Source organism: Methylobacterium carpenticola (assembly GCF_042748905.1).
Taxonomy (GTDB): Bacteria; Pseudomonadota; Alphaproteobacteria; order Rhizobiales; family Beijerinckiaceae; genus Methylobacterium; species Methylobacterium carpenticola.
On sequence record NZ_JBHZEO010000001.1, the window covers coordinates 5,262,026 to 5,283,664 of the forward strand.

The following is a 21,639-nucleotide window of genomic DNA, read 5'->3' on the forward strand; positions in this document are numbered from 1 at the left end:
AGGACCATCGCTCGAGCGATCGTCCCGGCTGCCCGCAGGGCGGCGCCGTCGAGCGGGCGCGAACAGCGCCCCGCGGAGCGGGTTCGAGGGGACGCATGTCCTCTCGAACGCAGAGCGGAGCGAAAGCCAAGGTCGTGGCGACGCAAGCATCGCGGCGACGCTTGCGTCGCGGAGGCGAGCGCCGGCGTATGAGGCTAGAGCAGTGTCCGACGAAGCGGATGCCCGTTCGTCGCGGACAATGGGCAAAAACAAGGATCCCGAGCAGCGCCCGATTGCAACCTGATCGGGCGCTGCTCTAGGCAGAGAACCAGGGCAATCGCTTGAGAGCGCTTGCCCTGGGCCGTGAGGCGCCCCGCCTGGCCCGCCATGCGGGATTGTGCTCGGCCCCGCGCGAGCGGGTCGGGCCCGGCCGGAGGGGAACCGCGTCCAGCGGACCGGGTCCTCCCAACGAAGCGGACAGGAGAGTCGCGATGCCCCGATCGGCCTTGGAAGAGGTGGTCTCCCTGGTGAAGTCGCGCACCGGCGATCCGCTGTCCTTCGCGGATACGATCGATTACGGGGCCCACGACGATTTCCAGATCCTCGTCGCGGCGATCGAGTGCAAGGAATCCGGCTGGGAAACCGGCGGACTCGAGGTCGCCGAGCGGATGCTGAAGCGGCTCCTGGCCAAGTCCCCGGACTACGCCGCCGGCTTCTACGAACTCGCCGTCGTCCACCGCTTCCAGCGGCGCCTGAGCGACGCGCTGAACTGCGCGGTCCAGGCCGCCCGCAAGGCGCCCGGCAACCTCGGCTACGGGGTGTTCCAGGCCCACATGTTCTACGCGAACGGCTGCTGGGACGAGGGCGATGCGGCCCTCGACGGGATCGTGGCCGCCCATCCCGGGGAGCGCGCCCAGATCGCCGCCATGCGCGGCTTCGGCGCCTACCTCAAGGAGTTCCCCCGCGAGCGGGCGCGCTACATCACCGACGAGATCCGGCGGCGGCACTACTGGATGAGCGTCGAGGAAGTGGCCGCGGCGATCACATCCGCCATCCGCAGCCGGCGCGGCTTCGCCCTGGTCCGTCTCGGCGACGGCGAGGGCACCTTCGCGCGGGTCAATCCGGCGGACGAGCAGCGCTTCGCCGACCTCTACGACCATTGCCGGCGCTTCTGGGTGACATTCCTCCTCGGGGAGAGCTTCGATCCGAGCTGGACCGGGTACGAGGCCCTGACCGCGCACCTGATGCCCACCGTCGAGCAGGCCGACATCCTCGGCGTCGCCTACTGGGACTGGATCGACTACGAGTATTCGATCGCCGCCGAGCGCACCATTCCCTGCCTGCTGAACATCAACCGCTACGTCCTGGAGAACGTGAGATACAGCACGCTCTGCAACCAGGACATCCATCTGCAACTCTACAGGACCGGCCTGCTGGCCGAGGTGATGCGGGAGGTGCCGAGCGCCACCGTCATCTCCTGTCTCGACGGGCTCGACGCCAAGATCCGGGAGATGTTCGGCATCGCCGACGTCGACCTGATCCGGATCCCGAGCGAGAGCCACGCTCCGCACCTGGCGCACGTCGCCCACCGGACGGACAAGCCGCATTTCCCCCAGGTGTTCTGGGACCTCATGCATGCGCTGGCCCGCCCGCATCACGGCCGTGTCTTCCTCATCGCGGCCGGCACCTTCGGGAAGTATTATGCCTGCGTGATCAAGCAGCATGGCGGCATCGCCCTCGACCTCGGCTCGATCGTGGACGGCTGGATGAAGCTGGCGAGCCGCCCGGGATACGGGTCGGTCTTCGGGATCGGCGGCGCGGACCCGTCCGGGGCTTGAGGCCGGCCGGCGCGTGCGGCGCCGCTCAGATCAGGCGCCGCAGCGCGAGTTCGTTCTTGAGGTAGGCGTAGAAGATCGGCGCCGCCACCAGGCCGGGGATGCCGAAGACGGTCTCCATCACCAGCATGGCGGTGAGGAGTTCCCAGGCCCGCGCCTGGATCTGGCCGCCCATGACCCGGGCGTTCACGAAATATTCGAGCTTGTGGATGGCGACGAGGAACGCGAGCGAACTCACCGCCAGCGCCGGGGAGACGCTCAGGGAGACCAGCACGATCACGGTGTTGGAGATCAGGTTGCCGATCACCGGCAGCAGCCCGACCACGAAGGTGACCACCACCATGGTCTTGGTGAAGGGGAGGGGGATGCCGAGCCAGGGCACCGCCACCAGGAGGTAGAGCGCGGTGAGCCCGGTATTCAGGGCCGAGATCCGCACCTGGGCGAAGACCACGCGGCGGAACGCGTCCGCGAGCAGGCGCGCCCGCTCCATCAGCGCGTGGACCAGGGGGCCGCGCTCGTCCATCCCGCTCTCGCGGCTCACCGCGACCATGCCGCCGATCACGAGCCCGAACACGATGTGGAGGAGGGCCCGCCAGACGTCCTGGCCAAGGGCGCGCAGCTGCCCGGCATGGTCGCGCAGCCACGCGACGGCGGCCGCCCTCAGCTCGGTCGATTCCTCCGGCAGGAAGCCGACCGCCCAGGCGGGCAGGCGGGAGCGGGCGGTCTCGATCACCTCGGCCATCTTGCGCAGGAGGACCGCGAGGTTGTCCGATCCGCCCGACAGAAGGGCGATGAGGCCGAGGATCGCGGCCGTTACCCCGGCGACGACCAGCGCCGCCAGGACGGTGACCACGATCACCTTGGCGGTGTGGTGGTGGACGAGCCGGCCGGCCCAGCGCGGCGCCAGCAGGTGGACGAGTTCGTGGACGAGCAATCCCGCGAGCAGCGCCCCGAGCAGGTGGACCTGCAGCGTGGCGAGCAGGGCGAGGCCGGCCAGGATCTGCGCCGCGGTCTCGAGCCGATGCGAGACGGCCGGTGCGGCGGTGGCGGGGAGCGGGGGAGCCGGATCGAGCATGGCGGGAGCGTTGCGCCTGCGGTTGGAGCGGCGATCATTCTACAACCCGGCCGCCCGCGCATCATGCACCGAAGCGGTCGCCGGTTCGGCGGGCGAAGCCGCAGCGTCGGGGCGGGGCTCCCCGGTCCGCGCGCCGATCCGCAACGCCGCCCTCCGGGACGGTTGCGAGCACCTCCGGGCCGCGGGGTGCGGCGGGCCGGGCCTGTCGCCGGGCGAAGCGGTGCCGTATGGTCGCGGCGATGCCGAACGCCCCCGCTTCCCCGATCCTCGACCGCCTGCTCGCCTTCGCCGAGGAGGCCGGCGCCCTCGCCCTGGCCCACCGCGAGGCGGGCCTGTCCGTCACCTACAAGGATGCCGGGCTCGGCCAGGCGCTCACCGAGGCCGACCTCGCCGTCAGCCGTCTGCTCCACGCGCATTTCGCGCCGCGCCTCATCGAGGAGGAAACCGCCGGGGCCCTGAGCCACGCCGCCGCCCGGGACCTCCTCGCGGAGGAGGCATGGAGCTTCGTGGCCGATCCCATCGACGGAACCAAGCCCTATGCGGGCGGCCTGTCGAGCTGGGGGACGATGGCGGCCGCCTGCCGCGGGGGCTGGCCGCGCGCCGGGCTGCTGAGCCTGCCCGCCTTCGCGGACGACAACGCGGATCCGTTCCACCCGCTCCCCGCCGCGGAGCAGCGCGGCCTCCTGCTCGCGGCGGTCGACGGGGTGGCCTACTGGGCGCCGACGCGCGGGGGGCGCCGCAGCGCGCCCCTGCGGGAGATCCGGCGGCCGGAGCGGCGCACGCACCATGTGGGCTGGCTGCCGGTGGCCGCGCAGCGCTACACGCTCGACTACGACCAGGGCTTCTTTCCCTGGAGCGAGAGCAGCGCGGTGTCCGACGCGGCGCTCCTCGCCCTCGGCCGGCTCGACGCCACCTGCCTCAACCACATGCTCTGGGACGCCGCCGCCTCGCTGGCGGTGCTGGGAGCGCTGGGCTTCCGGCTCTATCGCTGGCCCGATCTGGCGCCGCCGCCGGCCAACCTGGTCGATCTCTACGACGAGAGCCTGTCCGCCCACGACGTGCTGTGGCTCATCTGCCGCGACCGCGACCAGGCGGAGCGGCTCGCCCGCGCCATCCGGCCGGCGCGTCCCGCGCCCTGAGGCCTGACCGGCGGAGGAAGATCCGGAATCCGTCCGGCGGTGGTTAACCTGCGTTGCCGCGGCCGGGCCGGCCCGCGGGTACGATCGACACTCCGTCATGATGTCAGGGTGTTATCATGAAGGTGAGACGACCCGATCTTCTCGACCAGGATACCGTCGCGGAAATCAAGGATCTGGTGGCCGACGACAGCACCGCGGTGACCGCCGCGAAGCGCCGCATGGTGGAGAAGCTGCGACGCCTGGAGGATATGTCCCGCCTGCAGATGAACAGCCGCCAGGAGCTTCAGGTGATCATGTCGGCCCGGCGGCTGCTGGGTGACCGGGAGAGCCTGGGGATGGTGCACGGTCTCTTCGCGGACGGCCCGGCCCGGCTGTGACGGCCGCGGGGCCTCCTGCCCGCCATCCGCTCATGCGAGGTCTGCCGCGTCCGCATGACGGGCGCGCGAACCCCTTCGCCCGATGGGCGTTCTTCCCCCGAGGGAGCACCTGACCGCGTTCGGCGCGTCGGGCCGAACGCCGTGACCTCCGGGGAGCGGTGCCATGGCGGCTCTCGTCGAGCGGGTGTTCGATCGGGCCCTGCGGGCGATCCCGCTCGCGGGCACGCTCACGGTGGCGCTGCCGAGCGGCCGGATCGTCACCGCCGGCGACCGGGACGGGCCGGCGGCGGCGATCCGGCTGCGGGACGATGCGGCGCTCCGCAGCCTCCTCCTCGATCCCGAACTGAAGTTCGGCGAACTCTACACCGACGGCCGGATCGTTCTGGAGCACGGCACGCTGCCGGATCTGCTGCGGATCCTGCTCGCCCGCTCGCACGGGGAGGCGGCGCTTCCCTCGATGGCCGCCATGGCCGCCCTGCGCCGCCTCGCCCGGAGGATCGGCCTGCGCAACACGCCCGGGCGGGCCCGCCGCAACGTCGCGCATCACTACGACCACGACGAGACCCTCTACGGTCTCTTCCTCGATCCGGCCTGGCAGTATTCCTGCGCCTATTACGAGACCGAGGCCGACGATCTCGACGCCGCCCAGCGCGCCAAGATGCGCCACATCGCCGCCAAGCTGCTCGCCGGGCCCGGCCAGCGCGTGCTCGACATCGGCTGCGGCTGGGGCGGGCTCGCCCTCTACCTCGCGGGCGTGGCGGGCTGCGACGCGGTGCAGGGCATCACCCTCTCGGGCCGGCAGCGCGCCCGGGCCGAAGCGGCGGCCGAGGCGCAGGGCCTCGCCGGCCGGGCGCGCTTCGCGCTGGAGGATTTCCGCAGCACGCGGGGGCGCTTCGACCGGATCGTCTCGGTCGGCATGTTCGAGCATGTCGGGCCGGCGGATTACGAGCGCTTCTTCCGCATCGCCCGCGCGCGCCTCGCCGAGGACGGGGTGATGCTGCTGCACACGATCGGCCGCACCGGTCCGCCCTATCCGACCAATGCCTGGATCACCCGGCACATCTTCCCCGGAGGCCAGTTGCCGACCCTGTCCCAGATGATGCCGGCGATCGAGCGCGCGGGCCTGATGGTGACGGATATCGAGGTGCTGCGGCTGCACTACGCCCACACCCTCGCCGCGTGGCGGGCGCGGTTCCAGACCCGGCGGGAGGAGGCGCGAACGCTCGCCGGCGAGCGCTTCTGCCGGATGTGGGACTGGTATCTCGCGAGCTGCGAGGCTGCCTTCCGGTACGAGGACGTGGTGGTGTTCCAGCTCCAGATCGCCCGGCGCAACGACGTCGTGCCGCTCACCCGGGACTACATCGCCGCGGCCGAGGCGCGCCTGCGCGAGCGGGAGGCGGTGCTGGCCGCACCGGTTCCGGCGGTGGCATGACTCCGCACGGGCCGGGTCCCCGCCCTCCCGTGCGCGGCCAGAGACCCGCATGACACCGCCGGACTCGACCGTCCTCCCGCTCGCCGACATCCTGCTCCGGCTCGGAGCGGCGACGCTGTGCGGGCTGCTGCTCGGCCTGGAGCGGGAGCTGCGCGGCAAGGATGCGGGCCTGCGCACGCCCCGGTGAGCCTCGGCTCGGCCCTGATCACGACCTCGGCGGTCAGCCTCTCCGCGACGGTGCGCGAGCAGGGCGGCGACGCGGATCCGCTGCGGGTGATCCAGGGGCTGGCGCCGGCGATCGGCTTCATCGCGGCGGGCATGATCTTCGTGGCGCGGCGCAGCGTGAAGAACCTGACCACGGCGGCGAGCATCTGGTTCTCGGCCCCGGCGGGGATCGTGGCCGGGGCCGCCCAGTACCGGCTGCTCGCCGTCGCCATGGGGATGAGCCTGACCGTGCTGGTGCTGCTGGGGCTGCTCGGCCGGTTCGGCCTCTCGCGATCGGACGGAGGCAGCCCCTGACGCCCGCCTCAGCGGGCCGGATCGACCAGCGTAAGCTTGCCCTCGAACGGCTTGCTCTGCGCGGTCACGCCGGTGCAGCCGTAGGTGTACTGGCCCGGCGCGATGGTGCGGATCCGGATCTCGCCCGTTCCCCTGGCCTTGACCAGGTAGGCATCGTTGCTGGCGACGTGGACGACGTCGCCGTCGTGATGCAGCACGTTCTTGTTCTGGAAGATCTGCGGCGCGGTGATGGTCACGCGCTCATCCGACTGGTTCGAGACCTGGAGCGCGACGTCGCTGTTGGCCGGCAGGCGAAGCTCCGCCGGCTCGCATGTGGCCGCACCGTTCTGGGCCGTGATGGTCACCTGCACGGGCGGCATCGCGTCGCCGCCGGCCTTCGGGGGCGGCAGGTCGTTGGCGGCGAGAACCGGCCAGGCCGCGCCCGCGGCGAGCAGCGCGACCGCGGCGGCGAGACGGCGCGGCGAGGTCAGGAGGGCATTCGATCGCATGACGGCTCCGTTCGGCTGGAGAGGATCTCGCAGGCCAGAACGTGGGAGCCGGGCCGATGTTGCCGGGTGCGCGGTGTGGCCGGGTGCGGCAGGGCGCGCGGGCGGCGGCCCTGGCCCGGTGCGCTCCTCCCGACCACGACGATGCCTGCGCACCTAGCGCGCCGCAGAGGCCTCGTAGCTCTCGATGGTCGCCCTGATGCCGTCCCTCAAGGAAATCCTGGCCTTCCAGCCGAGCGCGTTCAGTCGTGAGACATCGACGAGCTTCCGGGGCGTCCCATCGGGCTTCGACGTGTCGAAATCGAATTCGCCCGTCCAACCGGCGGCCTCGGCGATCAGCTCGGCGAGTTCGCGGATCGATATGTCCTTGCCGACACCGATGTTGAGCGGCACATCCCCGTCGTAGTTCTCGAGCAGAAAAACGATGGCGTCGGCCAAGTCGTCGGCGTGAAGGAACTCGCGACGCGGCGTGCCGGTCCCCCAGATGCTCACACGCGTCTCACCAAGCTTCTTCGCAGCGATGATCTTTGCGATGAGAGCCGCCATCACGTGGCTCGACTTCGGATCGTAATTGTCGTTCGGACCGTACAGATTCGTCGGCTGCGCCGATATGAAACTGGAGCCATGCTGCCTGCGATACGCCTGACACAGCTTGATGCCGGCGATCTTGGCGATCGCATACCACTCGTTCGTCGGCTCCAGCGGGCCCGTGAGCAGCGCATCCTCGTTCAGCGGCTGAGGCGCCAGTTTCGGATAGATGCAGGTCGAGCCGAGGAACAAGAGCTTGCGCACCCCGATGGCCTGCGCAGCGTGGATGACGTTCAGAGCGATCGCGAGATTCTGCGCGATGAAATCGGCCGGCTGAGCGCTGTTGGCCAGAATGCCGCCCACCTTGGCGGCTGCCAGAACAACCACGTCCGGGCGCTGATCCGCCATCCAGCGCTCCGTGTCGGCCTGACGCGTCAGGTCCGCCTCGCGCCGCGACGCCGTGAGCACGGTGCAGCGCTCTCTCTCCAGCCTGCGCGTCACGGCCGAGCCGACCATCCCGCGATGGCCCGCAACCCAGACCCGGGCTCCCTCCAGCGTGACGCGCGCCCTCCCCGCGGAGAGGCCGTCGGACGGGCCGGTGACACCCTCAGACGTCATGGAACAGCCTCTTGCGCTCTTCGACGACCTCGACCAGATCGCCCTGGATCATCTCTTTCACGAGATCCTCGAACGACGTGCGGTGCTGCCAGCCTAGCTTCGTGCGCGCCTTGGTGGGATCCCCCAGAAGCAGATCGACTTCCGTCGGCCGGAAGTAGCGCGGATCGATCTCGACCAGCACGTCGCCCGTCCGCTCGTCGAGTCCCTGCTCCTCGGCATCCCGGCCGCGCCAGACGATCTGCCGCCCGATCTGCTGGAAGGCGAGTTCGACGAATTCGCGCACGCTGTGCATCTCGCCCGTGGCGAGGACATAATCGTCGCCCTGCTCCTGCTGCATGATCATCCACATGCCCTCGACGTAGTCGCGCGCATGCCCCCAATCCCGCAGGGAATTGAGATTGCCCAGCAGCAGCTTCTTCTGGTGGCCGTGATGAATGTTGGCGACCGCCCGCGTGATCTTGCGGGTCACGAAGGTCTCGCCCCGGATCGGGCTCTCGTGATTGAACAGGATGCCGTTCGACGCGTGGATGCCGTAGGCCTCGCGGTAGTTGACGGTGATCCAGTAGGCGTAGAGCTTCGCGGCGCCGTACGGGCTGCGCGGATAGAAGGGTGTCGTCTCCCGCTGTGGCGTTTCCTGCACCTTGCCGTACAGTTCGGAGGTGGACGCCTGATAGAACCGTGTCTTGTCCGTCAGGCCGAGAATACGCAGCGCCTCGAGGAGACGAAGGGTGCCGACCGCATCGGCATTGGCCGTGTATTCGGGTGTCTCGAAGCTGACGGCGACGTGGCTCTGCGCCGCGAGATTGTAGATTTCGTCCGGCTGGACCGACTGGATGAGACGGATGAGGTTGGTGCTGTCGGTGAGATCGCCGTAATGCAGATGGAACGGAGTGCCATTCTCCGCCGCATCATGGAGCAGACGATCGACCCGCGACGTGTTGAAGGAACTGGAGCGCCGCTTGACCCCGTGGACGGCGTAACCCTTCCGGAGCAGGAATTCCGTCAGATAGAAGCCATCCTGACCTGTCGAACCGGTTACCAACGCTGTCTTCATGCTAATCTCCACATATTCTGCTCAGATAACGTCCTAATGCCGGCAGGGCGTTAAGATTCGTGCTAGGGCCTGTTGTCGCTTGAACCCTCTGGGCTGATGAGCGTTTCCCCACTTTGAGTGAGGAGACGCGATGCTGACGGACGCCCAGTGGGCCGAGTTGGAGCCGCTGGTGGAAGCCTGCCGGCCCAAAGGCAAGACGCCGCCCCTTGAACTGCGCCGCACGATCTCAGCCATCCTTTGGCGGCATCACAACGGCGCCTCCTGGCGCGCCATCCCGGCCGAGCTGGGTCCCTGGTGGCAAGCCGCCCAGGTCTTCATCCGCTGGGCGCGCGCCGGTGTCTGGGAGCGGCTGCTCGACCTCGTGCAGACCCGCGGCGTCGCGCTCGGCATGGTGTTTCTCGACGCCACGAGCATTCGGGCTCACCAGAAGGCGGCGGGCGCGGCCAAAGGGGGGATCTGGAGCCGAGCGAGACCATCGTGAAGCTCTTGGCCGTTCGCGTGGCGGCTATGGCACCAAGGCCTGCGTGATCGCCGACGGGCGAGGACGCGCGATCGCGTTCCGCCTCGCGCCCGGCCAGGCGCATGAACTGCCGCACGCTCTCCCGTTGCTCGATCGACTGCCCGGCGTGCCGCAGTGGGTGGTGGGTGACCGCGGCTACTCCAGCCACCGTTTTCGCGAGGCGATCTGGACCGCCGGTGCACGGCCAGCGATCCCGACCAAGGGCAACGAGGCCCCGCTCGCCTGTCCTGAGTGGATCTACAGCAACCGCAACATTGTCGAGCGGCTCTGGGCCCGGCTCAAGGAGTGGCGGGCCATCGCCACCCGCTACGAAAAGACCGCCGTCAGCTTCATGGGCATCCTTTGTCTGGCCGCCACTCTCGATTGGCTCAAGTGACGACAGGCCCTAGCATTACAGTTGCATGCGGCGTTTCAGATATGCTTCTCGGGCTGCCGCTTGATGAGCGCGTCTCCAGGCTGACCATGCAATGACGACAGCGGGCTCAATGCGTCGCTGTGCCAGCCGCATCGCCACGCGCCGGATCTCCTGGACCGACCAGGGCACCGGCGAGCGTGGCGATGAGCGCGGTTTTTGGGGGCGCGCCGTTCGCCAATCGGCGCACCCGCGCCAGCATCGCAAAGGCCAGCATCACCAGCGAGACGTGCCGGTGCCAGCCATGCCAGGAGCGGCTCTCGTTGTGGGCCAAGCCGAGTTCCGTCTTGGCGGTCTCGAAGGCGTCCTCGATCGCCCAGCGCCGGCCCTCCACCGCCACCAGCGTCGAGACGGGTGTCCCGGCCGGGCACCAGGTCGTGAAGTAGGCCAGAGCCCCGTCCGAGAGGCTGCGCCGGACCAGCAAGCCGCGCGTCCACTCGCTCTCATCGAGGGCCGGATCCACGGCGCTGGCCGGCAGGGTGGCCAGGGGCAGGTAGGCCCAGTCGAACAGGCGTGCGCCCTTCGTGCCCGCCCCAGCTGATAAGCGGACCCAGTCCGTCTCCGAGAGAGCCTTGGCGATCTCCTCGGCCGTGCCGGCAATGGGACGTTCGGTGATCCAGGACCAGAAGCTGTGTTGGCCGGTGACGCCCAGCACGTAGCCTTTGGAGGCGCGCCGCAGCGCCATCTCGATCTCGCTCACCCCGTAGACGCTGTCCGCCGCCACCCAGGCAAACGGCACCCCCGCGGCGATCGCGCGCTGGATCATCCCCCGCGCCAGCTGTGGCTTGGTCGAAAAGGCGATCTCGTCGGGAACATGCGCCGCCCGCCTACGCGCTGGATCACCGCTCCACGCTTTGGGTAGATACAGCTGACGGTCGATGAAGGCGTGCCCCTGATCCGAGACGTAGGCCGCGAACACGCCGATCTGGCAGTTCGTGATCTTGCCGGCCGAGCCCGTGTACTGACGGCCGACGCCGCACGAGGCTTTGCCCTGCTTGAGAAAGCCGGTTTCGTCGAGCACGAGGGTCGCATCTGGTGAGGCAAGCGTCTCGATCACGAGGTCGCGTACCACGTCGCGCAGAGCGTCCGCGTCCCAGTGACTGCGGCCCAGGATCGCCTGCTGACGCCAGGGCCCAGGATCCCCGGCTGCTTCCGCGCGCATCCAGCCAGTCTTGCGCCGCTCGCCCCCGAGCAGCCCATCCAGGAAGGCGTTCGCGGAGGCGGCGACACTGGGAGCGGCAAACAGCGGTCGCATGCGCTGCTTGGCCTCGCGCAGCGACGTCGACCAGAGCTCCAACGTGGTCTCCAACGAGGCTGAGGGCATCGGGCTCTCCGTCCAAAACCTTCAGATAGGCGCAACACCATGCAACTGTAATGCTAGACTCCGCTTCATAATGCTCCGGCGAGCCGCCCGACGAGGATCATGCCAGCGGGTAGGACGAAAAGGACAAGCTCCTGGGCTGGGCATAGTAGCTCGCCTCTGCTCTGGAGGTGACACGTTTCCAACCGGCTCAAGCAGTCGGCGATAGTTGAACCGACTCACTCGGGAGCGGTACGGGCTGGAAGCTGCGCCCTGGCACACGCCGGTGGATCACTGTGGCCTTGGGCAGGTCATTGATCGTTTCAGTGAGAGCATCGTCATCGCTGCCACCAACGCGACCGACCGAGGGCCGGACATCAACCTGGGGCGGTTCATCTCGCTCCGCCGGAGCGCTGGCATCGCGGCTCGCGCGCCCTGGACCAGCGTCTTGCGCGGGCGTTCGCTGCCCTCATTTGGTGACCCCAACGAGCTTCAGGCGCCCGCCTTCGTGGCCTGACGGGGAACAGCTAAGGCCATACGGGCGCGCTCTTGAGCAAGGACAGATGGCCGCGGCCATGCTACAGACAGCTATCCCATCAACGCAACCGTGAGGGGGAGCGTGCTCAAGATCATGATGGCCGGCGCCGTGCTCAAGTCTGGCGTACTGTCGAACATGAGAAACTATCGTTGCCGCCGGGGCACTGATTGCAAATCCAAATCCGAGACTTCAGTCAATCGGTGCCGACTGTCAGACTAACCTTTCAACCACCCTAAAATCGCACATTACTCCGCATCTGGTGTTTCATGCCCCTCGAAAGAGCACCGCTTATCGGCGGCGTGCATGCCAGTCCTTCCGAGCGCAGTTGAAGTAGTAAGCCTTCTCGCGCAGTGATCGGATTAAGCGCAAGAGTCACTCTGCAATGGGCATTTGCCAAGCACCGTCGGTTTCCGATCAAAATTCCCAAAAATAGACTACAACGAGCACATAAGCCTTGACAACGGAAATTCAATCCGCTCACTACCTCCGCCATTTTCCAATCACGCAGCTTGAGGGCACAAAGATGGATCATAAAGTTGTTTCAAGTTTTGATAGTATCTATCGCGCTCTATTAAAAAGATCGCTTAATGAGATGGAGAAAGATGAAATTAGCAAGCAATACAAGAGCGATGATTCACAATCTTTTGATTTAGAAAATGCCTTACGCTCGATTATTGATAGCGACGAGTTCTTCGCGGCCAACCGAGAGTGGTTGTTCCAAAAATTCATACCTGAGCCTTGCGTCGTTAGAGCAAAAGGCCCGCTTGGCGATGATCTTTTCGTAGATCTTCGTCAGTTTCATCTTGGATTTGCCATAGCAGTTGGCCATTTCGAGCCCGCCGAAGTGGCGTTCGTGCGTAGCTACATAAAACCTGGATTCAACATTCTCGACATAGGAGCGAATGTTGGATTCTTTACGAATATGTTTGCTCGCCTCACGGGTCTGAGCGGGTCTGTCCATGCATTCGAACCGGTTGGCGAAAGCTACCGCAAACTCGTCGCTTCGATTCGAGCGAACGGATGGGAACAAAACGTCCAGACTTATCAACTTGCGCTAGCTGATCGCTCCGGCACCATGGATATAGCTTATGCCGAGCGCTCGTTGAATATGGGCGGAGCGCATCTTGCCAGCGAGGGGGAACCAAAGACCGGCGAGCGGCGCGAGCGTGTGCAGATTGCCCGTCTCGATGAGGTGGTGCCGCTTGGTCGATATGATTTTATCAAGATCGACGTAGAAGGCGCAGAGTGGCTGGTACTACAAGGCGCAGGGTCGATTCTGCAGACGTATCGTCCGACTATTATGATCGAGTTCAATCCGAATCAGCTCAAATTGGTCTCGAATATAGACCATGAGTTTCTCGCGAAGCACCTTCTAAGCTATGGATACAGATTTCATGAAATTGAAGAGAGTGGAATACTACGCGAGATGAGACAGCCAGTTGATGATATCAATACAGCCCTTCAGCGCGCTGAAATAGTGAATGTTGTGTTAATGCCGTGAGGCGCAGCCTCAACAAAAACCCCGCGCGGTCGATTATCCACGCGGTGCATTTGAACATGGTATGACCCCGGCGGCCCCAAGGGGCCCGCCGTGCTCCTTGACCACAACTGGCGCTCACAAAACGACCTTGCGTGGTCTGAGGGCTTGCTGAGACAGGGCAGGCAGTTCAAGCCTCCTGCCTTGAGGACGCAGTGGACGGTATTCCGGTTCAGATGCAGCATGAATTGACCGGCGACCTCGGCCGGTAAACTTCGAGCCAGGGCACCGCAGCATCAGAGGAACTGACCCGGGCGATGGGCAATAACCTCGCCGGGACTGGGATGATCGTCCGGCGCGCCCTTCATGACCCGGCTTGGCCTGCGCGCTGCTCCTTGCGGTCGCTGGAGGGCGGCTTGCAGGAGGTGCGCGAGATCTTCTCGGCCCGCTGCAGCCGGAGCACCAGCTCGATCAGCTTCTGCTTGCTCAGGCGCTCCAGCTCGCCGCGGCTCTCATCTCCCAAGGGCGTCAGCGAAATCGCTACCGGAGGCTGGCGCGAGCGCAACCACATCAGCCCCTCGCCAGCATCACCCTGTGACTGAGCGCCCCCCCTAGGCAACTACGATTTTAGTCACCTACTCCGCGCAGAATCAGATGAGTCAACTTTGCTCGGTTTTGCTCTCTGCCATATCCAGATATTCGAATCTCGAATAGATCCATCGCCGAAGCAACGGAAAATCCGATTTCTCCTCGCAGGCGTCCACGTACCGGACAGCTAAATAGGCTGATCCTGCCAGCAAAAGCCGACGCCTCCAAAAAGAAGGCACCATCAATAACCTCAATATCAATATCTATGTAATAATTCCCCTTCTCAATAAGACATTTCGGACCAAATAATAAAAATTCACCGCGCTCTCCAGTGATATTGTTGTCCTTATCAATCTTCAAGTGCACGTGAAACCCAGGAATACACACGTCATTCTGGGTAACAACCAACGGCAAGGCGCTATTGTTCTCTACCGTTTCCGAGCTAGAGTTCTGGTCATTCGAAGCAAGGTGGCCGTCATACACAACAACAGCCCGACGTTGGCCTTCCTCGGAATGCCAAATCTCAGACACTATTTGCCGTCGAGTTAAATACCCACCGTGCAGCATGTACATGTAGTGGTCAAATCCAGGTTCATCCGGCTCCCGTCCAAAAATTCTTCTGTAGCAAGCAGACACGAACTCCCTGTCATCTGCCAAATTCGTCAAATCCTCGGCGCTGATAAATTCGACATCGGACGAATTTTGAATAATAAGATGCCGCATTTTGCGCATTCCTTTTCCAGAAAGATTATCTATATTAATCTGATACTCTTCCACAATTTCGTGCGCGAGCTTTCTTTTGTCTCTTCCCTGAAATTGAAGCGAAGGAGATAAGTAGTCCGTTTGGGCGGGCGAAAAATAGCGCTGGACGCATTTCAAATCAATCGATTGTTTAGGTGATATAAGGGTTTGCCGTCGTAGAGTTACAACGTTGCCTCGGGCGATTTCCAGGTGTCGTTTTGTAATGAATTTTCCTCTATGCTTTAAAAGTATCTCAAACATCATGTCATTTGCATCGCGGTCAAACATTCTATTTTCCCTCATAAAATTCTTGAGGAGCGAGCCATGTTCTGGTCCCATTCTGTTAAGTTAAAATACCCAATCTTGGATTTATATCTGATTAATCCGTAAAGTTCGGGAACGAGAGCGTCCCAGGATCGATGTTTGGCGATAGAGGCGGAAATTTGGGACATTTGCTCACGCCGATACTTGTTCTTTACGCAATCTATAACCTTCTCGGCGAGATCTATGGGGTCCGCGCCTCTGAAACGTGGAAGCTCCGAGGGAGCACTACTAAAGATTTCAGAGTTGGATATCAATAGTGGCACGCCTGCTGTAATACAGGTGCGGAGGGCGCCACTAGCCCCCTCGCTGGACTCTTGATATGGCAGCAGCGTTAGATCGCTAGCTTTGAGAATCGCAGTCACCTGACTCGTTTCTAAGAACGCCGTATCAATACGGACATCTTTCTCAAGTCCATAGTACGAGATCAAATCCATCAGATTGAAATATGTAACTTCCGATTTTATATTGTTCTGCGAAGCAGAAAGCAAGGTGAGTCGACATTTCGGAAAAAATCTCTTTATGATTGGCATCGCATGGATTATATCTTGAAATCCCTTGTGTGGCATAATGAAGCCGAAACTAGTCAGGTGCGGGTCATCTTTAATATGTCTTGCTTGATGTGTTTTATCAAGGCTATCCACAACCGGATGTTCGAAGAGATGAACATCCTTGAAGCCCATTGATGTAAGATGCTCTTGATCTCTTTCGTCGTGAACGACGATAGTAACGTTTTGCGAGGCATTTTTTACGTCTTCGGGAAACGGCGCCGGCCAATCCCGTGCGTTATGAGCAATGATAATCGATCCGATATTCAGGGCAGAACAGTATCGAATAAAGCTGATCGTTGTCTCTTTAGAAAAATATGCCAAATGATGCTGAAGAATTACAACCTTCGATCTATTTTCTATCAGTAAGCTCTTGTAAATAGAGGCAGATGAGGCGTCTACTGACCATTTTCTTTCGACATAATCCTCATCTTTGCGGATCAACTCAGTTTTGGAAATCACCGGCGCAATGACATTGATCCCAACCTGGCGAGCCGACAACGCCCGCACGAGATTTCTTGAATACTCGGCCAATCCGCAGCGCTGATTCCAAGTTGTGATAAGAACGATATCAACGCTCTCCTTCTTCTTTCTTGCAAGTGCTGCGCTATAAAGTGTCCTCCTAACCGCCCTGTTCCAGTTAAAAATCTTTCTTATGTAATTCTGCTCAGAAAATGATGGATGGATATAAGCTCCATGCGCAACTCTAAGAAGCTTGTCTGCCAGATCTGCTCTATCTGGATCCGCAATCAATGCTCCAGCGCAAGCAACATGCGTGCGTGATTTTATCGGCTTGTAATCTACCAGTAAGCTGTTTCTATCGTTGCAGAAGTCCAAAGCACCAGAAAATCGCGTTGTTATCAGCGGCTTTCCCATAGCCAACGCCTCGGCCGACGGAAGCGAAAAACCTTCACCTCGGGAAGGCAACACTATGCATGTAGCAATATTGTAAAGCTGCCGTAAATCCTCTTTTGTGATATCATTGTCAATCACAAAGATATTACTCTTAAATTCCTCGGGTATTTTTTCCAGCTCCTTAACCACAATGCTGTCGGGATTTGAGAATGTTTTGATAATAAGACAAGCTTCACGCGATCCTTTGAAATTATCAAGGAACGCATTTATCAAGACGTCCACACCTTTTCGCCAAAACCCAGATGAAACGTGCAGGAAACGTGTATCGAAGTTGAAGATGTTACTTGGCAGCCAAGCAAGGCTGCTTGTCGTTTCACCTGCAAGAAATTCTTCGATGCCGTTTCCAGTATTCATTACAGGTATTGTGACTCCACTGCTTAACAAAGATTTTGCCGTGAAGTCAGAAGTTACTGTTATAAAATCCAAGTTCCGATTGAATCCGTCAACAAATGTTTTTGGAAAGCGCGTTTCTTCCCAGGCAAAATTCACATAGGCGTTCACTCGTCCCACCATTCCCTCCGTCGTGGGAGGCCATGTGTTTTTGAGATGCATATCATACTGCCGCAATGCATCCTTGCCTAAGAAATCGACCAAGCCGTCATCCTTGAAATAGGTATCGTCCTTGCAATCCAATTCATCAGGAAGAAGATAAAGGTCGCAAAATCTATGCAATCTCTTTGCTATATTTCTATTCACTATAGCTAGGCTGTACGTCCCTTTCATCGGACCTTGTAGTAGTACTTTGAGCATCGTAGGTTCCCATGACTGATTGGAAGATTGGGCCGTTAAGACATCAAACCATGTAGTTAATCTGAATCTGCCTGAAGATTTGCGCCCTCAATTCCAGGAATGGGTTTTCTGCTAGCGCGCTCAATACTATACTTCTTATCGTGAAATTTGGCTTACTGATCGACATCCAGTGCACGCTCGAGATCGCAGAGAGCATGAGGGGGTTCGTGACCGTGGTGAGGTATCTGGCAGCCTGCCTTTATAGCACGCAGCGATACGGCTTGAGCGGCCACATCAGCCGCTCGCCTTTCCTGCCTCCTGGTAAGCGGCCTTGCCGCTCGCCTGTCCCTGAGACCCTTTGCAGAGACACCCCGATCCGTCTCCAGATGCCTTCGCGGCAGAGCCCGCAATCTACATAGCGCTCAACCGGACATAATCTCGGACCTATCTACTTCCTCGGGCTCCAGCAGGAGCCTGATTCCTGTGACGCGGAACGACAGAAGCCGGGCGTCGGACGGTGCCCTGTCGATTTCGCTGGAACGCAAGGCGCGGCCCGCGATCAATCTCGCCACGCCGAAATGCTTCGGGGTCGGGAGGGTGAAGCGGATGGTGTAACTGCGCCCGTCGATCAGACCCAGCGGCTCGCCTGACAGCGCCTCCCCGTCGTCAAGCGCCAGGAAGAGGTCGGGCGGCGTGTCGCCGATATAGGAGAGCACGCTGACCAGCAGGCCGGTCGCGCGCCGGTCCGCGGCCGGATTGAACAGCGTGGCAGCCTTCGACATCCAGCGGCAGGGTACGCCGTCATCGGTCTCCAACGGGTACCAGTCGTCGCCATAGGCCGCGTGCGCCGGCGCGAGGCACAGGATGTCCCGGGCCAGCGGGGCGGCCCGCCCGCCGCGCGGCTGCCGGATGATCTCGTAGAAGGCCTGGACCGTCTGATCGATCTCGGCCGCGGCGCGCGGGTCGCCCGGCGCCTGCGAGCCTCGGTCGTGGACGAGGGCCGCGAAATACTCGATGACGTCATCGAGGCGCGTCTGCTGGCGCGCGACCGCCTCTTCCAGAATGCGGCGGCTGCCGGCCGCATCGATCCGCGCCCTGGCGCTGAGTTGCGCGACCTTCGCCTCCAGGCGCGTCACCGCTTCCACCAAGGCGTCCCGGTCGGTGCGGGCGAAATGGAGATGGGCGATCGGTTCGAAGCTCGGCAGGGTGTGGATGCCGATCACCGCGCCCGTCTCGGTCAGGTCGCCGGCGTCGAGGTTGAGCGAGATCCGGCAGGTGCTGCCGCCCTCGTCACGCAGGCGCAAGGGGCCGACATGGACCTGGCGCACGACCTCGTTGACCGTCGCGACCAGCACCGGCGCCGCAAGCCCGTTGAGCGCATTGGTGACGGTACCGGTCACGATCCCGTTCTCGATCCGCAGCCCGTCGCACGTCACCTCGCCAGGGCCGGCCAGCCGCACCGCCTCGGCCGCCGACGCGACCGGGAGCGAGGGTGCCAGATCAACGCCGTCCTCGCCGGAGAAGCGGATCTCGCACGGCAGCGCGACGAACGGGAAACGCCGGATCGGGATCGCCACCTCATCGCCCGCCGCGCAGGCGCTCAGCGGGCGGCTGCGGCCGATCTCGATCCCCTCGACGAGGGCGAGCAGGGGCCCGGACACGCGGACCTCCTCCCGGGCGGTCAGGGCGATCTCGCCGGACACGATGCGCCCCCGGACGAACGGGAACCGGTCGGTGGTCGAGGCGCCCGGCAGGGGCTCAGACGGGCTCTTGGCGGCCCTGGCTTCGGCGATCATGGGAGACATCCTCGATGGAACCGATCAACGTGTCGAATTGCCCGGCGACCTCGCCCGCATAGGCGACGGCGAGGCGGCGGCTCGCCCCGGCCACTTCTTCTGCCAGCGAAGGGCTCGCCGCGTAGTCCTGCATGCCGTCCGCGAGCGCCTCGGCGGTCGCGAAGCCGTGGAACGGGTGGGTGGGCCGCAGGCCCTCGAACGCCGCCGTCGTGCCGATGATCGGCCTGCCGTGGGACAAGGCTTCGATCGTCTTGATCTTGAGCCCCGTGCCGCCGATCATCGGGTTCACCACGCAGGCGACGTGGTCGTAGAAGTCTCGCGGGTGGTCGAGGCGGCCGAGTTCGAGCGGGGCGGTCTTCAGAGGCAGCCGGCTCTCGCAGATCGTCCCGGCGATGGCCCAGTTCCGGTAGGGACGAGCGGCGAGGGCCGCATCGAGCGCCAGAGCCGAGCGCTTGTTCCACGGATTCCCGCTCGCGAAATAGCCGAATGGCAGCGGCCGATCCGGATCGGATTCCGCGAGCAGGAAGCCGAGGTCGAGGGGATGGCCGACGGTCAGGACCCGGCCCGCGAACCGCTCGGCGATCAGGGCGCTCTCCGTGTCCTGAATGCCGATCACGATGTCCGCCCGGGCGAAGGCCTTGCGCTCCTCGGCCACCGAGGTGAAGAACCAGCGCGGGTCGAGACCGGCCTCCGCCATCTTGTCGCGCCGGTCGGCGAACATGTCGTGGGTGTCGACGACCTTGACCGGAACGTCGCAGAACTCCAGCACCCGCGACATCCAGGTGTAGTTCACGATGATCGCGTCGTAGCTCCGTTCGGCGGCGAGCCGGTCGACGACGTCGCAGAGCGCGTCGGAGCACCAATCGTCGATGCCCCAGTCGGTCGCGTAGGATTGCCGGCCGAGCGGTCGGCTCGGCACGAAGACGAAGTCGTTCCAAGCCATCCGCATCGCCGCCTCGGCATCCGGCGTCAGCCCCTCCATGCCGTAATACACGAGGTCGATGCGTGCCCCGCGCGCCATCAATTCGCGATTGAATGCCAGGAGGCGGAGCGAATTGCCCTGGTTGGGCGGGTGGGACGCCATCGGCGAGACGACCAGGATCCGGGGTCCTGCCCCAAGGGTCGCGGTGCGGCTCATCGGGCTTCGGTCTCCTGGGGCGAGGGGCGCGCACCGGTGGGCGCCAAGGTCACGGCCTTGATGTGCATCGTGAGCAGGCGCCCGTCACCCGGCAGCCGGACGCCCTCGCGGCAGCCGATCGACAGCACCAGCGGCTCGTCCTCCTCGCCCGGCGGCAGCGTGAGGAGCACCGCCCCGTCCTGACCCGCGACGGCCGTGGCCGCCTCGACCGTCCGGCCGTTGATCTGGAAGCGCAGCAGATCACGGCAGCGGGAGCCGATGCCCGCGTCGATGGCGTGGAATGCGATCCCGAGGGTCGTCCGGACGAAGGGCTTGCGTCCGAGCGCAACGCGCAGGATCCGGTCCGGCCCGCACCAGATCCAGGAATGCCCCCCGGACATCTCGGCCGTGCCGGAGGCGCAGACGAGGTTCCGGGGCAGGAGGAGGATGCGGTCGAGGGCGGGCGCCGCGTCCGCGGGGTCGAGGGGCGGCATCCACCGTCCCGGCTCGACCAGGGCGGCGACCTGCAGGCCGTCCGCGCCGACCGGACCGAGGTCGATCCGCGCGGCCCCGGCCAATTCGGCAGTTGCGAGGGCCTCGGCGATGCGGTCGGGCTCGTCCCGCACCAGGAAGGAGCGCAGCGCCAGGGCCGGCCCGAGCCGGCGGGGCAACCCGTCGCACCTGCCGGCATAGGCCCATTCGTGCGCCTCGGGCCTGTGGGGCAGGCCGCCGACGAAGATCGGCTGGTGCCCGCCCTGCTGGCGGAACGCGGCGTAGAAGCGCGCCCGATCGTCCCGGGCGAGCAGCGCCGCGGGCGCGGCGACCGCGGCTTGCGGCACGAGGCTCGGGAGGATGTGGTCCGGATAGGTGGCGTCGATGAAGCGAGCCTCCGGATCGAGGCGCCTCACTGCCGCGACCGCGCCGGCGAGAGCGCTCAGAGCCGGGTCGATCGCGCACGGGGCGGCCTCCCGCACCCGCTGCATCATCTCCAGGCGGATGATCGGCTCGATCAGGTGGACGGCCGTCCGGTCGCCCGCATGGAGCGGCGCCGCGAGACGCCCCTCCCGCATTCCGAAATGCAGGTAATGGACGAGGGGGTGCTCGCCGGCCGCCCGGACGTCCGGATTCTGCTCCAGGTACCAGAGGGTGCTGAAGTCGGGGCTCGGATCCCGCCCGTCCTGCACTCCGTGCCGCAGATAGTGGATCAGGGGGTGCTGGCCGAAATTCAGCACGTCCGGGTAGCGCTCGGTATACCACCGCGTGTCGAAAACCGGGTTCGGCCGCCGGCCGGCGGCGAGCCCGTCGCGCAGGTACGAGAGGATGGCCAGCGTGCCGTCCTTCACGGCCTCCGGGTAGGTCGCCGCGTACCAGACGGGATCGAACAACGGATTGGGCCAGCGGCCCTCCGCGGCTCCGGCGGCGAGGTAGTGGGCGATGGGACCGCGGCGAGCGGCCCGGACATCGGGGTAGCGCCTCTGGTACCACGTGGCGTCGAACAGGCCCGACTCCACCAGGCTGCGAGCCTCGTCGGATCGGAACGCCCGCTTGATCGACAGGATGTTGCGCAGGGAAACCACTTCAGCCTCGATGCGAAGG

At 64.1% G+C, this 21,639-nt stretch carries 18 protein-coding genes and 2 pseudogenes; 8 read left to right on the forward strand and 12 right to left on the reverse strand.

Translation table 11 applies throughout. The features are described 5' to 3' along the window. Window positions 1–470: 470 nt before the first annotated feature. Window positions 471–1,817 carry a tetratricopeptide repeat protein gene (locus ACE101_RS24455; RefSeq protein WP_379135238.1) on the forward strand — a complete coding sequence of 449 codons (1,347 nt, stop codon included), beginning with the start codon at window positions 471–473 and terminating at the stop codon, window positions 1,815–1,817. A gap of 25 nt (window positions 1,818–1,842) precedes the next feature. Here ACE101_RS24455 and ACE101_RS24460 read toward each other — a convergent pair whose 3' ends face one another. After that, window positions 1,843–2,889 (reverse strand): AI-2E family transporter, encoded by a 1,047-nt coding sequence (locus ACE101_RS24460; RefSeq protein ID WP_379135240.1) that lies wholly within the window; start codon window positions 2,887–2,889, stop codon window positions 1,843–1,845. A 239-nt stretch (window positions 2,890–3,128) separates the two neighbouring features. Between ACE101_RS24460 and ACE101_RS24465 the strand changes: the two genes are divergently transcribed. The 5 genes from ACE101_RS24465 to ACE101_RS24485 all read left to right on the forward strand — a co-directional run bounded on the left by ACE101_RS24465 (window position 3,129) and on the right by ACE101_RS24485 (window position 6,356). Beyond that, window positions 3,129–4,028, forward strand: coding sequence for an inositol monophosphatase family protein (locus ACE101_RS24465; RefSeq protein ID WP_379135242.1), 900 nt, complete (start codon window positions 3,129–3,131; stop codon window positions 4,026–4,028). A gap of 116 nt (window positions 4,029–4,144) precedes the next feature. Further along, on the forward strand, window positions 4,145–4,405 hold the full coding sequence (locus tag ACE101_RS24470) for a hypothetical protein (RefSeq protein ID WP_379135245.1): 261 nt from the start codon (window positions 4,145–4,147) through the stop codon (window positions 4,403–4,405). 163 nt (window positions 4,406–4,568) lie between these two features. After that, the gene (locus ACE101_RS24475) at window positions 4,569–5,837 is read left to right on the forward strand and encodes a class I SAM-dependent methyltransferase (protein ID WP_379135248.1); all 1,269 of its coding nucleotides are present in this window, start codon (window positions 4,569–4,571) and stop codon (window positions 5,835–5,837) included. Between the two features lie 49 nt (window positions 5,838–5,886). After that, a complete protein-coding gene (locus ACE101_RS24480) occupies window positions 5,887–6,024 on the forward strand; it encodes a hypothetical protein (RefSeq protein ID WP_379135250.1) in 138 nt (45 codons plus the stop codon). Beyond that, a complete protein-coding gene (locus tag ACE101_RS24485) occupies window positions 6,021–6,356 on the forward strand; it encodes an MgtC/SapB family protein (RefSeq protein ID WP_379135253.1) in 336 nt (111 codons plus the stop codon). Before ACE101_RS24480 ends, ACE101_RS24485 begins: the two co-directional genes overlap by 4 nt. Before the next feature lie 8 nt (window positions 6,357–6,364). Here the strand turns inward: ACE101_RS24485 and ACE101_RS24490 are convergent, their stop codons facing one another. The 3 genes from ACE101_RS24490 to gmd form a co-directional block, all read right to left on the reverse strand. Beyond that, window positions 6,365–6,844: a cupredoxin domain-containing protein gene (locus ACE101_RS24490; RefSeq protein WP_379135256.1), complete on the reverse strand. Its 480-nt coding sequence runs from the start codon at window positions 6,842–6,844 to the stop codon at window positions 6,365–6,367. Between the two features lie 153 nt (window positions 6,845–6,997). Next, a complete protein-coding gene (locus tag ACE101_RS24495; RefSeq protein WP_379135257.1) occupies window positions 6,998–7,987 on the reverse strand; it encodes a GDP-L-fucose synthase family protein in 990 nt (329 codons plus the stop codon). Next, the gene (gene gmd / locus ACE101_RS24500) at window positions 7,977–9,041 is read right to left on the reverse strand and encodes a GDP-mannose 4,6-dehydratase (RefSeq protein ID WP_379135260.1); all 1,065 of its coding nucleotides are present in this window, start codon (window positions 9,039–9,041) and stop codon (window positions 7,977–7,979) included. The genes ACE101_RS24495 and gmd overlap by 11 nt, the downstream gene beginning before the upstream one ends. A gap of 130 nt (window positions 9,042–9,171) precedes the next feature. Here gmd and ACE101_RS24505 point away from each other — a divergent pair. Continuing rightward, a protein-coding gene (locus ACE101_RS24505) for an IS5 family transposase (RefSeq protein WP_379126120.1) occupies window positions 9,172–9,937 on the forward strand; the annotation gives its coding sequence in 2 pieces (ribosomal slippage) (window positions 9,172–9,488 and window positions 9,487–9,937; 768 coding nt in all). A gap of 106 nt (window positions 9,938–10,043) precedes the next feature. Here the strand turns inward: ACE101_RS24505 and ACE101_RS24510 are convergent. Both ACE101_RS24510 and ACE101_RS24515 read right to left on the reverse strand, forming a co-directional pair. Further along, the gene (locus ACE101_RS24510) at window positions 10,044–11,297 is read right to left on the reverse strand and encodes an IS701 family transposase (RefSeq protein WP_379132658.1); all 1,254 of its coding nucleotides are present in this window, start codon (window positions 11,295–11,297) and stop codon (window positions 10,044–10,046) included. 97 nt (window positions 11,298–11,394) lie between these two features. Then, window positions 11,395–11,646, reverse strand: a pseudogene (locus ACE101_RS24515) (IS3 family transposase); the annotation flags it as partial. A gap of 619 nt (window positions 11,647–12,265) precedes the next feature. Between ACE101_RS24515 and ACE101_RS24520 the strand changes: the two are divergent. Beyond that, on the forward strand, window positions 12,266–13,312 hold the full coding sequence (locus ACE101_RS24520) for an FkbM family methyltransferase (RefSeq protein ID WP_379135263.1): 1,047 nt from the start codon (window positions 12,266–12,268) through the stop codon (window positions 13,310–13,312). 275 nt (window positions 13,313–13,587) lie between these two features. On the opposite strand, the pseudogene ACE101_RS24525 reads toward ACE101_RS24520, so the two are convergent. The 6 genes and pseudogenes from ACE101_RS24525 to ACE101_RS24550 all read right to left on the reverse strand — a co-directional run. Further along, a pseudogene (locus tag ACE101_RS24525) lies at window positions 13,588–13,859 on the reverse strand (hypothetical protein); the annotation flags it as partial. 56 nt (window positions 13,860–13,915) lie between these two features. Continuing rightward, complete coding sequence (locus ACE101_RS24530; RefSeq protein WP_379135265.1) at window positions 13,916–14,905, reverse strand: DUF4214 domain-containing protein; 990 nt, start codon at window positions 14,903–14,905, stop codon at window positions 13,916–13,918. 11 nt (window positions 14,906–14,916) lie between these two features. Then, window positions 14,917–17,151 carry a glycosyltransferase gene (locus ACE101_RS24535; RefSeq protein WP_379135268.1) on the reverse strand — a complete coding sequence of 745 codons (2,235 nt, stop codon included), beginning with the start codon at window positions 17,149–17,151 and terminating at the stop codon, window positions 14,917–14,919. A 401-nt stretch (window positions 17,152–17,552) separates the two neighbouring features. Further along, on the reverse strand, window positions 17,553–18,926 hold the full coding sequence (locus ACE101_RS24540) for a hypothetical protein (protein ID WP_379135270.1): 1,374 nt from the start codon (window positions 18,924–18,926) through the stop codon (window positions 17,553–17,555). Then, a complete protein-coding gene (locus ACE101_RS24545; RefSeq protein WP_379135273.1) occupies window positions 18,889–20,064 on the reverse strand; it encodes a glycosyltransferase in 1,176 nt (391 codons plus the stop codon). The genes ACE101_RS24540 and ACE101_RS24545 overlap by 38 nt, the downstream gene beginning before the upstream one ends. Further along, entirely contained in the window at window positions 20,061–21,620 is a 1,560-nt protein-coding gene (locus ACE101_RS24550; RefSeq protein WP_379135276.1) for a hypothetical protein, read from the reverse strand. Before ACE101_RS24550 ends, ACE101_RS24545 begins: the two co-directional genes overlap by 4 nt. Window positions 21,621–21,639: the final 19 nt, after the last annotated feature.

Coding starts and splice junctions, on each gene's coding strand:
- ACE101_RS24455 (WP_379135238.1), top strand. CDS start 471: ATGCCCCGATCGGCCTTGGAAGAGGTGGTCTCCCTGGTGAAGTCGCGC.
- ACE101_RS24460 (WP_379135240.1), bottom strand. CDS start 2,889: ATGCTCGATCCGGCTCCCCCGCTCCCCGCCACCGCCGCACCGGCCGTC.
- ACE101_RS24465 (WP_379135242.1), top strand. CDS start 3,129: ATGCCGAACGCCCCCGCTTCCCCGATCCTCGACCGCCTGCTCGCCTTC.
- ACE101_RS24470 (WP_379135245.1), top strand. CDS start 4,145: ATGAAGGTGAGACGACCCGATCTTCTCGACCAGGATACCGTCGCGGAA.
- ACE101_RS24475 (WP_379135248.1), top strand. CDS start 4,569: ATGGCGGCTCTCGTCGAGCGGGTGTTCGATCGGGCCCTGCGGGCGATC.
- ACE101_RS24480 (WP_379135250.1), top strand. CDS start 5,887: ATGACACCGCCGGACTCGACCGTCCTCCCGCTCGCCGACATCCTGCTC.
- ACE101_RS24490 (WP_379135256.1), bottom strand. CDS start 6,844: ATGCGATCGAATGCCCTCCTGACCTCGCCGCGCCGTCTCGCCGCCGCG.
- ACE101_RS24495 (WP_379135257.1), bottom strand. CDS start 7,987: ATGACGTCTGAGGGTGTCACCGGCCCGTCCGACGGCCTCTCCGCGGGG.
- gmd (WP_379135260.1), bottom strand. CDS start 9,041: ATGAAGACAGCGTTGGTAACCGGTTCGACAGGTCAGGATGGCTTCTAT.
- ACE101_RS24510 (WP_379132658.1), bottom strand. CDS start 11,297: ATGCCCTCAGCCTCGTTGGAGACCACGTTGGAGCTCTGGTCGACGTCG.
- ACE101_RS24530 (WP_379135265.1), bottom strand. CDS start 14,905: ATGTTTGACCGCGATGCAAATGACATGATGTTTGAGATACTTTTAAAG.
- ACE101_RS24535 (WP_379135268.1), bottom strand. CDS start 17,151: ATGCTCAAAGTACTACTACAAGGTCCGATGAAAGGGACGTACAGCCTA.
- ACE101_RS24540 (WP_379135270.1), bottom strand. CDS start 18,926: ATGATCGCCGAAGCCAGGGCCGCCAAGAGCCCGTCTGAGCCCCTGCCG.
- ACE101_RS24545 (WP_379135273.1), bottom strand. CDS start 20,064: ATGAGCCGCACCGCGACCCTTGGGGCAGGACCCCGGATCCTGGTCGTC.